The organism is Shewanella sp. WXL01 (genome assembly GCF_012263345.1).
In the GTDB taxonomy this organism is placed as follows: Bacteria; Pseudomonadota; Gammaproteobacteria; order Enterobacterales; family Shewanellaceae; genus Shewanella; species Shewanella maritima.
Map to the genome: position 1 here is coordinate 163,223 of NZ_JAAIKQ010000001.1, position 16,327 is coordinate 179,549.

Sequence of the window (16,327 nt, forward strand, 5' to 3'; positions counted from 1 at the left end):
GCAATGCAAGCAAATAAAATCGTCGCCGTTATCAGCTTAGTTTTGCTGCTTGGTGTATTGGGTTATGGCGTTAAGCAGGCATTTGAACCTCAGCAATCCATTTTGCAGGGGCAAATCGAAGCGCGTGAATATAATGTGTCGTCTAAGGTGCCGGGGCGCGTTGAGCAAGTGTTTGTGCGCAAGGGCGACAAGGTGCAAGTGGATGATATTTTGTTTGCCATTAACAGCCCTGAATTGGATGCCAAGTTAATTCAGGCGCAAGGCGGTTTAGATGCTGCCAATGCCATGTTGCAAGAGGCCGATAATGGTGCTCGTAGTCAGGATGTTATGGCAGCCAAAGATCAGTGGCTAAAAGCCAAAGCCGTAACCGAGTTACACCACAAAACTTATCAAAGGGTCGAGAATCTATTTGAACAGGGCGTAGTGGCAAGACAAAAGCGCGATGAAGCGTTTACCCAGTGGCAAGCGGCCAAATACACAGAGCAAGCAGCCAATGCCATGTATCAAATGGCACAAGAAGGTGCGCGAATCGAGCAAAAAGCCGCAGCTGCTGGTAATGCACGTATGGCCGAGGGCGCAGTTAAAGAGGTCAATGCGGTATTGGAAGATAGCCAAATGCGCGCGCCTAAAGCGGCTGAGGTAAGCGAGGTGCTATTACAAGCGGGTGAGCTAGTACCAAGCGGCTTTCCTGTTGTGAGCTTAATTGATATGACTGATGCCTGGGCAAGCTTTCAAGTGCGTGAGGATCAACTTAGCCAGTTTAAGCAAGGAGACAAGGTCGATGTATATCTGCCTGCGCTAGATATGAATGTGAGCTGCGAGGTGAGCTTTATTAGCGTAATGGGCGACTTTGCTACTTGGCGCGCAACAGAGTCAGGCCATGACTTTGACCTGCGTACCTTTGAAGTGGAGTTAACGCCGCTAACCCAGGTCGATGACTTACGTGTAGGCATGTCTGCCGTGATCTACTTGTAACAAATCTATCTGTAAAGAGATTATTTGTAATGTGCTTTCCTAAAAAGTGGCTACCTGTAATGAACTTATCTGTAATGCTCGCCTGTTAGAGAGTTTGCCTAATGAAGCCCAGCTTGTTTAAACGAGAGCTAAAAGCGCTATGGAATGATCCTTGGCAGCTTGCTTTGCTGACTTATTTGCCGATAGTGGCATTAGTGCTTTTAGGTTGGATATTCACTAGCGCCACGCCGCGCGAGTTACCTGTGGCAATAGTTGATCATGACCAGTCACAATTAAGCCAACAATTGGCCTCTAAACTACAGGCAAGCCCGACAATTAATTTGCAAACCTACTCAGATCTCGCCGCTGCTAAACACGCCATGCAACAAGTTGATATGTATGCCATGGTGGTGATCCCGCAGGGTATGCGCAAGGACTTACTCACCGGCCACAGCCCGATTATTGATGTGCGCTACAACAGTCAGTTTTTATTAGTGGGTAAATTGCTTTCAAGCCAAATTCAACAGGCGTTAGCTGCCGGGCTAAAACAGGTATCGCTTAGCTCACAACTCAGTCGCGGCGTGCCTAAAGCGCAGGCTGAGATTAATGTAAGCCCTATTAAGCAACAAATTACTCCACTACATAATTTTAATAGCCATTATCAGGTGTTCCTTATGCCGGCTATTTTAGTGGCGCTGGGGCAAATTGTGGTGATGCTAAATTGCCTCAACAGCTTTGCTCGCGAGTTAAGACACAACACGGTGTCAATGTGGCTAGCTCAAGGTGCATTTCATGGTTTATGGGTCAAAGCGCTCGTTTATATTCCGTTATCGGTATTGCAACTGGCGGCGCTGAATTGGGCTTTATACCTGTATTTAGGTGTCGATATTAGTGCTCAATTGCCCTTGTTACTGCTGGCTCAGCTATGTATGGCGATAGCGATTTGGTTAGTGGTAGCAGCTGTGTTCATGTTGCTAAAAGACAGTGCCCGCGCGGTGAGTTTTTGCGCAGCTATGTACGCGCCAGCTTTTCCGTTTATGGGGGTAACATTCCCCACCCATGATATGCCGTTTGTCGCACAAATTTGGCGCTTGGTGATGCCGTCAAGCTACTACATAGAGCAACACTTAGCGATTGTCAGTAGCCATATTAACCTTGGACAATTGCTGACTATGCTCAGTGGCTACCTGCCGTTTTTGACTTTGCTAATTGTGATTGCTCTTGGGGTGACCAAGCTAGCGCAAACGAATGCTAAGGAGCCAATATGAGTTGGTGGGCATTAATTTGTGCTGAGCTCAAAGCGATATGGGCTAATAAAGCCATTGCAATCACCGTATTCGGCGGCGTGTTTTTCTACGCTATTTTATATCCGCTGCCGTATCTCAATAATGTCGCCACTGAGCAGCAAATTGTGGTGATTGATAGAGATAACTCAAGCTTGAGCCGTCAGGTTATTCGCCATGCCAATGCCTCGCCGCAAATTGAAGTCGTCGCGCAGTTAGCGTCAATCAATGATGGTCAGGAATACTTAACTCACGGTAAAGCGCTTGGTTTAGTGGTGATACCACAGGGTTTTCGCCGCGACTTAATGTTGGGTAAAGATGTTACGCTGGCAACGCTAGGTGATGCTAATTACTTTCTCGTCTATTCCGCTATTGCGCAGGGCATGGTGAGTGTTGGGCTAGATACCGCTAAACAAATGCAGTTTAAGGCGCTGCTGGCAAAAGGGCAGGACCCAGGCAGCGCTGAGTTAAGCCTTAATGCGATAAAGCTAAACAGTGTGCCAGCGTTTAACCCAAGTCTAGGCTATATGTCGTACGTGGTGCCCGCGGTATTGCTGCTGGTTCTGCAACAAACTTTATTGATTGGTAGCGGCATTCTTGGGGCAAGTCAGTGGCGGAGTTCAGGCTATTGGAATCAAGTGTCAGTCGCTAAGTTAGTTACTGCACGTATCATCACCTTTGCCGTGTTGTATCTGGTGTTTGCCAGTTTCTATTTTGGTTGGTGTCATTACTATTATCAGTTGCCAGTAACAGGTGAGCTGATTAATGTCGTCATGTTGCTGATGGCATTTGTACTGGCAAGTAGCGCTGCAGGTGTGGCGCTAAGTAGTTGCTTTAGCCGCACCGACATGCCAACCCAAATTGTATTGCTTATCTCAATGCCGGTTCTGTTTGCTTCAGGCCTTATTTGGCCAACCATGCTTATTCCTGAGCCTATCGTGTGGCTTAGTCAATTAATCCCAGCAATCCCAGCCATGATGGCAATGGCAAAGGTTAATCAAATGGGTGCCGATTGGAGCATGGTGTTCAACCTCTGGCTACAACTATGGGGCTTATTCCTACTGTTTAGCGCGCTTGCTTATGTGGGCGTAAAGCAGCGGTTGTCTTAGGTTTAGTTTTTAGCCTGCGGTCTTGTTTGCGTATTAATTCCCAATATGTGCTCATGCGCACTTTTTTAATGCGGTATGACATTCTGTTATCTGGTAACTTCAATAGATACAATTAGTTAATTTAGTATGCGTTGAACTGGATATTGGCAAAACGCGCATGCGTATTAATCCCAACATGTGCGCATGCGCACTATATAAATGTTAGGTATACATGAGTAATCACGAACCATTTTATGCTGCAAAATGTGTTTTTCGCCACCATCAATTAGCTCCAATTGATGGTAAAAAATATGTATATGAAGAACGCATTATTTTAATTCATGCTGAAAGCATGGATGACGCAATTGAAAAAACGGAAAGTGAAGCAAATCAATATGCTGATTCTGGTAGCGAATATTTAGAATACATAAATGTATTTCATCTTTTTGACTATATATTGCATCATGGCTCAGAAGTTTATTCTGAAATACGAAGTAGTGATTTAGATCCTGAAGACTATATCAATCAATTTTACGATTCAGGTTCAGAGCACACTGAAAAGTATACCTAACAAGGCGCTCAATGGGACGTTTAAAGCTAGGCTCGTCTCGCTGCGCTCGCTATTTTAGCCTAGCTTTAAACGCCCATTAGCTTGGCGTTAGGCGTTCTTAATTTGTACCGGTAGTAACAGGTTATGTTTAGTCAAAAATTTCTGGACGCAGACCGCAAGGTTCAAGAGCGGTGGCATCGTTTGAATTTTCATAAACGATTCGGGAAGAAACTGAAAAGGCTGTTTTTGAAACGGTTGCACTGGAAGCTCAATAAAGAGTTTGCCAAAAGGGAAAAGGTAATAAATGAAGTTATTGCCACAGTGTCAAGGGAATGCCGTCAAATAGACGGTGAGCGGTACCCAGCAACTAAACAGTTCTTCAATATTGGGCTGTTTTTTCTGCTCGCTGAACGTGACATTCAAGCTGTAAAGGCTGATGCGTTAGCTCATCCTAGTGAAACTAAGAGAAATATCGCTTTAAGGACTCTTCTGCTAACGGTTTACGAATGGGATATGGGCAAAGTTACGGGTCGCAAAATGCACTTTGTTTACGAAGCAAGTGGGTTATCGGATGCTTCTAAAGGTGCGGTAGTTGCAGCTCTCAAGGATTTGAAAAAAGCTCGTAAAGCTGTCGAGATGCAGATCTCAGAGACTAGGCACAATACCATTGCTCACAGAGAACCTGATGCACTACGTCAGCACGACATAATTTCAAATCTGGATGTTTCTCAGTTTTCCTCTGTACTAGAAAATTTTTACAAGGCTTCGGGAGCTTTGCTGACAGTAATGATCCCAGCGATGCAAGAAATTGGATCTATGCAGGGGGCAGTCAATCAAGTTTTGTATGGTGTCCGAAGCGCCTAACAAACCAGTCAAGTACGCTCCCGTTTATCGCCAGACTGGGATGAAGCGTGGTCACCCACAATTATTGAATATTCTTGATCTCTATATTTTCTGCGGCTATGTCTTCTGTAGATACTTTCTTAGTTTGAAGAGTTATATGTCAAATTCATGTTAACTTAAATGATTGGTATTAATCGCCGCTCTTATTACTATGCTCGTGTTATAAGAAGTGACAGGAAGTAAAATAAGTAAAGGAATTATACGATGAAGTTTATATTGATTTGGGGTTTAGCTATGTTTTCGACCAGTGTTTTGGGAGATGGTTTTAATCAAGCATCTATTAGGGTTGGGGCTGATGAAATTATTATCAACTATCCTATGGGTTTTGTTGATGCATGTGAAAAGTCTGAAGATTATAGCATGATGTTCTCTTCAGGGTTACCTCCAGAAGTATCTCTTGCAGGATGCTACATTGGAAAAGAAGAGTTTGAATTGTACCCTGAACTCAAACCTGAAATGGAGATAATTCATCTTTCTATTCAAAATATTAAACATTTTGAGAATCTAGCCACAACACCTGCTGAGTTTGCAAAGTTTTCATTATCAATCGAGGAGCAGCAATCCTCACTTTATCAACAGCTTCCGTCAAGTGTAAAAGATATAATAGAAAAAGCATCAGATACCTTGACTGAAGTCTCGAATGAGAAGGTGGTAGCTGAGATTAAGGGAATTGTACCTCTAGGGATACTGTCTAAGTCTGATAGAAATATTGCTTTTTCAATAATCAGAAATTTGGAAGCTAAAGACCATGAAGGTTCCACAAGTGTCACTGATGTAGTAGTTTTCAATACAGTTCTCAAGGATGAAAAAGTGCTCTTATTATATGTGTCTACACCTTACGAAAACTCTGATGATATTAAGAAAGCTCAGGAACTAGCTATATATTGGGGAGAAAATATATAGCAAAAAGATTTTCCGTTCTGAGGTTTCATCGGCAAGCTCACATTAGCTGAATATAGTCATGGAGTCTTCGGATGGTTTACCTGACCCACCAACAAAAAGTCCACCTCATGTGAGGTGGACTTTTGCTATTCAAGAGTAGGTTAATTCAGCCGCAATTCAGCCGCTAACCCAAAGTAAATCAAGCCACTTGCCTACAGCAAATCAACTGCAAACAGGTAAGTCGACTTAATGCCTTTAGGTGTCACCACTTCAACAGTAACTAATGCTGTACCTGCTTCACCAGCATGGGATAACGCAAAGTTTGCAGTTGAACCGCCAGCGCGGGTGGCGTTGTGGATGTTAAAGCTGGTAAAGGTTAGTTCACCCTCTGAAGCGGTAACATTCACTGTGCTGTTGTATGGCAGCATTTGGTTAGCGCTGTCGGTAAGCTGCACTGAGAACAGTGAAGTGCTACCTGGGGCGATTGGCGTTATGTCAGTGCTGGTATCCGCAATTGGGTTACCGTCTTGCTCAAGGGCAAATACTGCATTTGAGCCTGACATAGTTAGCACAAAGGCTTTACGAATATAGGTTTTATTCGCCTGACCTTGACCGCATAAGCTGCCCTCACATTGCGGGCCGTTAAATAGCCCATCTGCTGGCGAGTAGCTGTTTTTGCCTTCGGCGTTGAAGAACGGCTCGCCTGAGCTGTAGCTACCTGATTCGCTGTCATCACGGAAAGCATCACCTAGGTCGCTAAAGCCGCCTGCATGGTAGGTTTCAATGTCCATACCATTGCCAGTACATGCCACTGCTGCGCCGTTGCTATCTAAACAAGCCTGAGCGATTGCGCCGCCGTCGGCATCATCAAAGATGTTATTGCCGTTGGTGTCGAAGAAGGTTTCATGACCTAGGGCGTAGGCCAAAATGGTCACCCTGTGGTCGGTCACTCGTGGGTTGGCTGATGTCCAGGTGACTGAGCAGCTGCCGCCGCTAGTTGCACAAGATGGCTGGATTTGACCGCCTTCTGCGGTGAAGTTAATCGTGGTGTCATCTGGCGCTGGGTTACCAAAGCTGTCTGATGCAAATACGCTAATAGTGACCTCTTCACCATTGTGGTCACCCGCTTCTGGGTTGAACACGCTTGGTGAAATAGAGAAGCCAAGTTGCTGCGGCAGACCGGTATTAACCGTTAGCTGCTCTGATTGGCTGGTAACCACATCGCCGGTATCAATGTCAGTTGCGCTTGCAACAACACGAACAGGTGTTGGCACTGTGCCTGACTGCACACGTACACTGGCAATACCTTGGGCGTTGGTAATGCTTTGGTCTGTCGCCTGCCCATTAGCAAAGCTTAGACCGCCAACAACAGTATCTAGGCTAAAATCGACAGTTTGCTGCGCAGCAGGTTGACCGTTAGCGCTAGTGACTAAGAAGGTCACTAGCGAGCTCTCACTTGAGCCTGTCCCGCCAGCGCCTTTAACGCGAATTTGCGTTGGGTCCGCTGATACAAAGCTCAGGCTAGCTAAGGTTTGGCGTGACAAAGTGAAGTCGAAGTTAGCGCTTAGGCTCGTAGTGCCGACTGTTGCGGTGGCGACGATTTGATCGTTACGCTCACTGTTGCCGCTACAGCTGGTGTCAGAGAAGGTTGAGCTTGCACTACCAGATAAAGTGGTGACTGGTGAGTCGAGCGATGCATTATTGTTGGCTGAGCAATCAGATACAAAATTCACGCTAGTTGGCGTTTGTAAGCGGGTGATGTTACCGGCGTTATCGTCAGTGACGATAGTCGCGGTAACGCCAAATGAACCGCCTGCGCTAATGATGTAATCGTCATTGGCATCAGCCGTTAGGCTAGTGCCTAGCACTCCTTCAACAAAGTTGTTGTTAGCATCGAAGTGACCAATTTTAATGGTGCCTTCTGGCACTACGTCATCGGCGCTGCGTACTTCATAAAAGCTAGTATTTGAGAAGGTGTCGCCTTGGTACTCAATGGTTGCACTCAGTGCAGCGGCGCCAAGCTCATCATTACTTGGTGTGTAACTCACCGAGGCTTTACCGTCTGCTTGGGTGAGCGCAGTGGCTGGATTCAAGCTAGCGCTACCGGCAGTGAAAGTAACAAGCTGATTGGTCACAGGCTCATTGCTGCCGTCAACAAAGTAAGCGTTAAGCTGCACGGTTTCGCCCACTTTAAAGTGGTTGATGGTACCAGAGGCATCGCTAATTGAGGTGGTCAGGGTGTAGCTTTCAACTGGTGGTAGCGGCTCAGTTGCGGTGAACTCATAGGTGCGCTCATCGCTTACCGAGTCTACATTAGCAGGCGCATAAATCGCGGTGAGTGTACCAGCAATGGCTGTTTGGTCAGCCGATGACACGATGGCTTTTGCCATACCGCTGCTGTCTGTCAGCGTAGTGGCAGGCGCAATTGATGCATTGTCAGACGAAAAGTCGACCAGCACATTGGCAAGGTTAGCATTGTTGGCTTTTACATTTGCTACTGCGCAGAAGCTTTCGGTAGCGGCAAAGCGCTGCTCAGTTGTAGTGGTGTCACACTGACCATCAACTACGGTGTAGTAGCTGAGTGACAAGCTGTAGGTAATATCTTCTGGGTCTGGTGTCGAGCCATCAGACGGGCCGTTACAGCCTGCGACTAAAAGAAGTGATGCAATCGAAAACGGTAAAGTTCTAAAGATTGTTTTTAGCCGCATTGGCAACGTCCTTATGCAAAAATGTTTGGTTACTCGTCTATATGTTCACGCAGGTACTTAAATAGCTCTTTATTGGCTTTTGATTCTTTGTCCGGCGCTTTTTGTAATTCTTTGTTTGCCTGGCGTACTAGCTGACGCAGTTTTTGGCGCTCAAAGGTTGGATGATCATCAAGCAAGGCTTGAATTGCGCTGTCGCCTTCGGCCAATAAACGGTCACGCATTTTTTCAAAAACATGTACGCGTGCAGCTTCATTATTATTCTTATTCAACACATTAGCTAGTGCCGCCTCAATTGGTTCGTGATCGTAACCACGCATTAACTTACCAATATATTGCTGATGACGGCGATAAGCCTCAGTTTTAGGCTTAATGGTTTTTAGCTTGATTAGCGCATCGTAAAGAAACTCGTCTAGGTCCATTTTGTCGAGTTGCGACTTACTAAGTAATGCTAGTTTGATGCCTAGCGATTGGGCAAGTTCGCTTTCTTTTTTGAATTCAGTGCGACTGACGTAGTTCTCGTCATGGTCAAACGGTTGTTGGAAGTGCTCTGAATCGCCTACGATTTTCATAATAATAACCTCTATCTATAACCCGCTAATGATAGCACTTAATTAGGGGCCTTTAGAGGAAAATATACCGCACAAACCTCGAATTTACCGATGGTTATCAAAAAGTGATCGAATTTGCTATGCTAACGACCATCTGTATTTTCAAAGAGTATTCTCGTGGCAACTCATCAATCTTCAACCGGCGATCAAGCTGGTGCATCTCATCAAATTGACAGCCAATTACCAGCCTTAAAGCAAGCGGTAGCCGTGGCGTTGGACTATGCCAATGCGCTAGGTACGTCAGCTGCTGAAGTGGCGATTAGTAAGCAGCAAGGCTTGTCGGTTTCTACTCGCGATAAAGAAGTGGAAACGGTTGAATTTACTAAAGATGGTGCCTTAGGGATTACAGTATTTCGCGACGGCGCTAAAGGTAATTCTTCTACCTCTGACTTATCACCTGAGGCGATTAAGCAAGCGGTAAAAGCCGCTGATGATATTGCGAAATACACCTCGAAAGATTCATTTAATGGTTTGGCTGATGCTGAGTTAATGGCGCAGGATATTCGCGATTTAGACCTGTACCATCCACATGAAATTGATGCGCAAGGGCTGGCAAAGCTAGCGATTGATAGTGAAACTGCGGCGCTTGATTTTAGTGACCGCATTAAAGCCTCTGACGGCGCGAGTGCTAATGCTCATACCGCTGCCAAAGTTTATGGTAATAGCCATGGCTTTTTGAACGGTTACTGCAGCTCGCGTTATAGCTTGAGCTGCGTGATGATTGGTGAAGAGTCTGATGGCAATATGCAGCGCGATTATGACTACACTGTGGCCCGTGAATTTAGCAAGCTGTTAAGCCCTGAAACCGTGGGTATCAAAGCGGCTGAGAAGACGTTTAATCGTTTAGATGCTCGCAAAATTGCTACCGGCAAGATGCCAGTATTGTTCGCACCTGAAATCGCCACCGGCTTAATTGGTCACTTTGTTGGCGCAATTAGCGGTAGCAGCTTGTATCGTAAATCAAGCTTCTTGCTTGATTCATTGGGTAAGCAAATTTTCCCTAAGTGGTTCAATATTCAAGAGCAGCCACACCTTTTAGGTGGGCTAGCTAGTGCCAATTACGACAGCGAGGGTGTTGCCACAATAGAGCGCGACATTATTAAAGATGGTGAGCTCGCCACGTATTTGTTAACTAGCTATTCAGCACGTAAGCTAGGGATGACTAACACAGGTCATGCTGGCGGTATTTATAACTGGACGTTAGCACACAGCGGCCAAACCTTTGCTGAGTTAATCAAAGCAATGGGCACAGGTCTTATTGTTACCGAAGTGATGGGGCAAGGCGTTAACGGCGTGACGGGTGATTATTCTCGTGGCGCAGCTGGCTTTTATGTTGAGAACGGTGAGATTCAATACCCAGTTGAAGAGATCACCATTGCTGGTAACTTAAAAGACATGTTTATGGATGTGCAAGCGGTGGCGAGCGATCGCGATATGCGCTCATCTATTCGCACTGGAGGGATTTTGCTAGGTGAAATGCAGATTGCAGGCAATTAGTTGAATAATGCAACCTCCGGTTGATTGAAGTCGTGGGATTTCATCCCACACCCGACCAAAGGGGAAAAGCGTTTGTTCCCCTTTCCTTTCTATAAATGCTAAGCCGCAACGCTCCGGCGAAATTTTTGAAAAGCGAAAATTTCCAACGGAGTAAGAGCGTGTCTTAGATTTAATTTTCATTTGTAGGCTGCTTCACTCCATTTCAAAAACCACTAACGCTTTCAATGGGGCGTCCCTTCCCCTCGAAAGCTAGTCGGCCATCTCTTGTAATAGGATTTACTGATGTCACGATGGCATGGATGCCAAAGAGTGACCATGGCCGAACTCACGGTGTTTTCTCATTCCGTTCTAGTTATTTGAGAAATCGATTGAAGTTCATGTGTATAAATATCAAGAAACCTGTAACTCTTGCCTTGAGACTTTGGCGCGCTTGCGCTGTCTTGTACGTTGCCAATATAGGTAGAAGCCAGTGAAGGCGAGGACAACGGGCATTAGCCCCAATACACACCAAATGATGCGAGTGACTAAGCCGCCAAAGTAGCCAAAGTGTAGCTTGCGAAAGCTATCAACAAATACGTGGCTAAAGCCAGACTCGCGTACGTCAATTTTACTCACTAGTTTGCCTTCATCTTTGTCGAAGGTCACCGTACTTGAGTACTCGCTGCTGAAAGGATTTTTATTGGGTACATCGCCCCAATAGGTAATGTAAGAGTCAGGCTCGTGAGGCATAGATAAATATCCTGCGCTGAATCCATCAATTTCTTGTCTTGCTTGTAGGCGCAGTGTTTCGAATGAAATGGTTTCGCTATGTAGTGGCTTAGTAATTAAAAAATGCTCTTCGCCTGCGTGCTCGACATATTCATGTATCAATAGGCTAATGTTCCAATAACCACCAGTTATGGCAAGGATAATCAGCACCGGAGAGCTGACAATACCAATCATTTTATGAATGTCGCTGAACAGAATGCGCCTAACTGCTTTGTAGCGTAGGGTGAAGAATTTAGCCCAAAACCTGCGGTAGATAATGATGCCGCTGACACCTAGAAATAACATCACTAACGCGACGATAAAGCCAACCACTATGCCTTGGTTGTGCAACAAAAAGGTGTAGTGCAGCTCTAGCAGCCAGTCGGTAATGTAATGCTCCATCGTCTGAGGCTGTGACAACAGCTCGCCAGTATATTGATTTACATATATTTTTGACCACTCTTCGGTGCCGTGTTTTATCAAATAGCCAGCGTCTGAGCGGTAGTTATCGTGGAATAACTCCCAGCCACCAAGCTCATAGCCAGTGTGAGTATCAAGTACGTTTGCCATCAGTGTGTCTAAACTGACTCTTGGCTGCGCGCCAACATGATCAACTCGCATGTGTTCAGGGCGCAGTAGGCTGTCGATTTCGACTTTGAATACCAGAATACTACCGGTGATCGAAATGATAAATATTGGCAGCATGGCAACAAGTGCAGCATACGAGTGCCATTTGAATAGTGTTTTTCTCATATCGCCCTCAATAAACAGCAAAGTCAGTGCAGTTATCTGCACCGACTTTTGGGGTTATACCAATTGGGATAAATAAGTGATCAGAGATTACGCAGGGAAAATCGCTTAGAACAAGGCGGAAATTGCAGCTAGCTAGTTGCTCTACCTACAAAATTTCTAACGAAGTTATAAGCGGTTTTAACCAGTAAGAATGATCAAATACTTGTGCTAATTGGTATTAAACCCGAGTGAGACTCTAGCGAGTCTCACGATAACGACTGTGGTTTAACTTACATTTTCCAACTTAGTGTTGCGTTGTAGTTAGCTGGTGCCCCGTAGAAACCTTGTGCCCAGTACAAGCTGGTTAGGTATTTCTCGTCGGTGACATTATTGGCGTTAACGGTTAGCTGAATATTGTCAGTAAACTCATAACGCGCCATTAGATCGACAATGGCGTATGCGTCTTGCGTGGTGACAACCGCTAAGTCAGGTGTTTGATAGCGGAAAATATCGTCCTGCCAGCGCATGTTTGCACCAATGGTCAGTTGCTCAAGGAATGGCAACTCATAAGTTGTACCAAACTTAAACAGTTTGCTTGGGGTGTAGTTAGCAACCTGGTTAGTAAGATCATTGGTGGTAATGTCAAAGTCGGTGTAACCGAGGCTAACATTCCAACCATGGTAGATTTCACCTGCGACATCGACTTCAAAGCCTTTGCTTTTTACGCCGTCACTGCCGTAATAGCGTTGCTCTTCTGGTGGTAGCGGCGCAGTTGATGGGTCAAGTGTCGCTAGGTTAGTTTGCTTAACGTCAAAGTACGCAAGCGTTGCGATAAGGCGATCGTTAAATAGTGAGCCTTTGATACCGACCTCAGCACTTTCACCTGTGACAGGCTCTAATGTCCTGTCGTTAATGTCTTTCTCTGTTTGAGAAGTAAAGGTCTCTGTGTAGCTAGCGTAAGCTGAGAATTGCTCAGTGATCTCGTAGACACCACCAATATAAGGAATGAATTTAGCGTCATCAGCGGTTTCGTTTACGCCATAAGACTCGCCTTCAACATCCCAGCTGTTAAAGCGGCCACCTGCAATTAAATGGAAACCTTCGAACAGGTTAAAGCGGCCAGTAAAGTAAGCTGACTTTTGTGTTTGGGTAACATCACTGCCTGTTAAGCCATCAGTAAAGGTTGGCTTTGGCGTATTGCCATCCCACTCTGGTAGCGGTGGCATAACTGGGAAACCATTGCCAGTTTGATAGTCGTACAGAGAGGTGTCTTCATAACTCATTTTGGCGTAGTTAACACCGAATACCAGTTGATGTGTGTTACCAAAAAGCTCAAAGTCGCCGTCAACATACACATCAGCCATGTGATGATTGTCGTCTAGATCATATTCACTAGCGTAGCCAAATAGCCCAAGCTCGGTGGCTTTGTCTGGTGTGCCGTAGACGTAGAATAGTTCGGTGTCTTCATCTGTGGTTTTGTAAGAGTAGGTCGCACGTAAGCGCCAGTTGTCGGTGAAGTAGTGGCTTAGCTCAAGTACCGTGTTGTTTTTAACCACTTTCCAGTTTGACCAATCGGCAGACGTATTGGTTGATACATCGTAATTGGTTGGTGTTCCGTCTGTATAAAACAACGGCAGCGCGCCCCAGTTATTACCTTTGGCATCGCTGCTAATAAAGCTGTGACTTAGCGACAGTGAAGTATTGTCTGACAGGTTGGCTTCAAGGAATGCGTAAGCGACATTCTTGTCTGTTTCATAGCGGTCTAGGTACGATTCTTTCTTTTGATTCAGTAACACTACGCGGGCAGAGAAAGTGTCGTTGATAACAAGGTTAGCATCAGCTTCTAGGCGCTTGTTGTTCCAGCTACCGTAACTCGCGTTCACATTGAATGCGTTAAATGCTGTTGGTCGTTTACGGATGAAGTTAACCGTTGCAGATGGGTTACCTACACCTGTCATTAGGCCGTTGGCACCGCGAATAACCTCAATACGCTCGTAAATGGCTGTGTCTTCGTCGGCGTGGTTGTTACCGTTAGTCAGCGGCAAGCCAACACCGTCGATTTGGAAGTTAGTCACATCAAAACCGCGTGCCGTGTAGTAGGTGCGGTCTGTCTCAATTCGCTCTACATTGATGCCGGTAGCGGTATCGAGCGCAGAGTTAATATCATGTAGTTGGAAGTCGTCTAGCTGAGCGCTGGTAATGACAGATACCGACTGCGGAATGTCAACAATATCAAGATCTAAACGCGATGCACCACTAGCCTGGTGAGCGTTATAACCTTCAATATAACTACCAACAACGGTAATTTTCTCAATATCAGCGTCTTTGGTTTCGGTTTCATTAGCGTACGCTAAGGGGCTTAACGACATAGTAATCGCAACAGCAAGTGGACAGAGTTTCATATTCTTCATCATCTAGTTAGTTATGTATTGGTAACATTCGCTGCGAATGTGCTGCATATTTTTACATATCGATAACGATAACCGAAATGAGAATTACAATCATTTACATAAAATGTTTGTTTTGTGATCTTGATCGCGTAAGTAGAAATGATCTCACAAGGGGGAAAGCGACTTTCTTGCATAACCGAATGGTGGAGGGGTGAGCCTTGTATTATGTGAATATAGGTTTACTTACAATTTTTAACAGTTAAGTCGGCAGTTATCGGTAGTCTAATTAACCAGCGGTATTTATTATCATAAATCGCCCACTTGAGCGTGAGGCGTTCTAATTCAACACAATTTCAAAGTAGTTTTAAAATAATAAAATCCCATTTCAAATGAGGTCATCATGAGAGTATTCACCTTTGTTTCATTGCTATGCGTGACAGCCTGTAGCTATTTGCCACAGCAAGCATTGGCGCAAGAAGATAAGGCTGCTGCAAACCAGTATCAGCGCCAAATTCCAATCGATCATAAAGTCGTGACGAAGCACAAGACGAAAATTGGTGATGAACGTATTAGTTATTCGGCCACTGCTGGCACGCAGCCTGTGTGGAATGATGACGGCGAGCCAATCGCGACTCTACATTACACCTACTACCAACGTACTGATGTGAAGAGTAATGAAAATCGACCGCTACTGATGTCGTTTAACGGTGGGCCTGGCTCTGCTTCTGTTTGGATGCATGTGGCATATACCGGCCCTAAAGTACTTAATGTGGATGATGAAGGTTATCCCCTGCAGCCTTATGGCGTGAAAACTAACCCACATTCGGTATTGGATGTAGCTGATATTGTTTACGTTAACCCTGTGAATACAGGTTACTCACGTGTACTACCGAACAAAAGCGGTGAAATGCCGAGTAAAGAGTGGCAAAAAGAGCAGTTCTTTGGCGTTAATGCCGACGTAAAGTACCTGGCTGAGTGGCTAAATACCTTTGTCAGCCGTAACGAGCGCTGGCGTTCACCTAAGTACCTGATTGGTGAAAGCTATGGTACAACGCGGGTATCTGGTCTTGCACTCGAGCTGCAAAACAGACAATGGATGTACTTAAATGGCGTGGTCTTAGTATCACCCACCGATATCGGCATCGAGCGTAAAGGCCCAGTTAAATCTGCTAATCGTTTACCTTATTTCGCAGCGACTGCATGGCATCACAAAGTGCTAGCGAGCGACCTGCAAAGCAAAGACCTATATCAAGTGTTACCTGAGGTTGAGGCATTTACTATCAATGAATATCTACCAGCGCTTGCCATGGGCGGTTTTATTGATGCGGATAAAAAGCAATATATCGCTGAAAAAGTGGCTCACTACTCAGGTTTAAGCGTAAAAACTGTGTTGGATGCAAACCTTGATATTCCAACGAGTTATTTTTGGAAAGAGTTACTGCGAGAGCAAGGTCAAACCGTTGGTCGTTTAGACTCTCGCTACTTAGGCATTGATAAGCAAGTTATCGGCGAGCGCCCTGACTACAATGCAGAGCTTACCTCTTGGTTACACTCATTTACGCCTGCGATTAATGATTACATGCGCACTGAGCTGAACTACAAAACTGATGTTAAGTACAACATGTTTGGCCCGGTTCGCCCTTGGGATCGCACTAATAATAAAACTGGTGAAAACTTACGTCAGGCTATGGCACAAAACCCATACTTAAACGTGATGATCCAAGCGGGCTATTATGATGGTGCGACTAACTATTTCGATGCCAAATACACCATGTGGCAACTTGACCCAAGCAGTAAAATGCAAAGCAGACTGAGCTTTAAAGGCTACCGCTCAGGACACATGATGTATCTTCGTGCTGAAGATTTACGCCAGTCAAATCAAGACTTACGCGAGTTTATGCTATCGACTATGCCGGATGCTAAAACTGCAGCGAAATACTAATGCTGTACTCGTTTCAAAGTTGAGCGGCAAGACCAATAAAAAC

12 protein-coding genes are annotated in these 16,327 nt (G+C 45.3%); 8 read left to right on the forward strand and 4 right to left on the reverse strand.

The window, feature by feature from the left end; genetic code table 11:
* Nucleotides 1–3: 3 nt before the first annotated feature.
* From G3R49_RS00685 to G3R49_RS00710, 6 genes are all read left to right on the forward strand, one after another.
* On the forward strand, nucleotides 4–975 hold the full coding sequence (locus tag G3R49_RS00685; RefSeq protein ID WP_167868319.1) for an HlyD family secretion protein: 972 nt from the start codon (nucleotides 4–6) through the stop codon (nucleotides 973–975).
* A 101-nt stretch (nucleotides 976–1,076) separates the two neighbouring features.
* Nucleotides 1,077–2,222: an ABC transporter permease gene (locus G3R49_RS00690; RefSeq protein WP_167868320.1), complete on the forward strand. Its 1,146-nt coding sequence runs from the start codon at nucleotides 1,077–1,079 to the stop codon at nucleotides 2,220–2,222.
* Nucleotides 2,219–3,346, forward strand: a complete 1,128-nt coding sequence (locus G3R49_RS00695; RefSeq protein ID WP_167868321.1) for an ABC transporter permease — start codon at nucleotides 2,219–2,221, stop codon at nucleotides 3,344–3,346. Before G3R49_RS00690 ends, G3R49_RS00695 begins: the two co-directional genes overlap by 4 nt.
* A 211-nt stretch (nucleotides 3,347–3,557) precedes the next feature.
* Nucleotides 3,558–3,896, forward strand: coding sequence for a DUF4288 domain-containing protein (locus tag G3R49_RS00700; RefSeq protein ID WP_167868322.1), 339 nt, complete (start codon nucleotides 3,558–3,560; stop codon nucleotides 3,894–3,896).
* Between the two features lie 123 nt (nucleotides 3,897–4,019).
* Entirely contained in the window at nucleotides 4,020–4,739 is a 720-nt protein-coding gene (locus tag G3R49_RS00705) for a hypothetical protein (protein WP_167868323.1), read from the forward strand.
* Between the two features lie 243 nt (nucleotides 4,740–4,982).
* Nucleotides 4,983–5,681 carry a hypothetical protein gene (locus G3R49_RS00710; RefSeq protein WP_167868324.1) on the forward strand — a complete coding sequence of 233 codons (699 nt, stop codon included), beginning with the start codon at nucleotides 4,983–4,985 and terminating at the stop codon, nucleotides 5,679–5,681.
* Nucleotides 5,682–5,872: 191 nt separating this feature from the next.
* Here G3R49_RS00710 and G3R49_RS00715 read toward each other — a convergent pair whose 3' ends face one another.
* Nucleotides 5,873–8,368: an Ig-like domain-containing protein gene (locus tag G3R49_RS00715; RefSeq protein ID WP_167868325.1), complete on the reverse strand. Its 2,496-nt coding sequence runs from the start codon at nucleotides 8,366–8,368 to the stop codon at nucleotides 5,873–5,875.
* 29 nt (nucleotides 8,369–8,397) lie between these two features.
* Nucleotides 8,398–8,937 (reverse strand): ribosome biogenesis factor YjgA, encoded by a 540-nt coding sequence (gene yjgA, locus G3R49_RS00720; protein WP_167868326.1) that lies wholly within the window; start codon nucleotides 8,935–8,937, stop codon nucleotides 8,398–8,400.
* 156 nt (nucleotides 8,938–9,093) lie between these two features.
* Here yjgA and pmbA point away from each other — a divergent pair, with 156 nt between their 5' ends.
* Nucleotides 9,094–10,473, forward strand: coding sequence for a metalloprotease PmbA (gene pmbA / locus G3R49_RS00725; RefSeq protein WP_130599207.1), 1,380 nt, complete (start codon nucleotides 9,094–9,096; stop codon nucleotides 10,471–10,473).
* Nucleotides 10,474–10,863: 390 nt separating this feature from the next.
* Here the strand turns inward: pmbA and G3R49_RS00730 are convergent, their stop codons facing one another.
* Both G3R49_RS00730 and G3R49_RS00735 read right to left on the reverse strand, forming a co-directional pair.
* Entirely contained in the window at nucleotides 10,864–11,973 is a 1,110-nt protein-coding gene (locus G3R49_RS00730) for a PepSY domain-containing protein (protein ID WP_167868327.1), read from the reverse strand.
* Between the two features lie 269 nt (nucleotides 11,974–12,242).
* A complete protein-coding gene (locus tag G3R49_RS00735) occupies nucleotides 12,243–14,363 on the reverse strand; it encodes a TonB-dependent siderophore receptor (RefSeq protein WP_167868867.1) in 2,121 nt (706 codons plus the stop codon).
* Nucleotides 14,364–14,742: 379 nt separating this feature from the next.
* Here G3R49_RS00735 and G3R49_RS00740 point away from each other — a divergent pair, with 379 nt between their 5' ends.
* Nucleotides 14,743–16,284 carry a S10 family peptidase gene (locus tag G3R49_RS00740; RefSeq protein WP_130599203.1) on the forward strand — a complete coding sequence of 514 codons (1,542 nt, stop codon included), beginning with the start codon at nucleotides 14,743–14,745 and terminating at the stop codon, nucleotides 16,282–16,284.
* The last annotated feature ends 43 nt before the right edge of the window (nucleotides 16,285–16,327 follow it).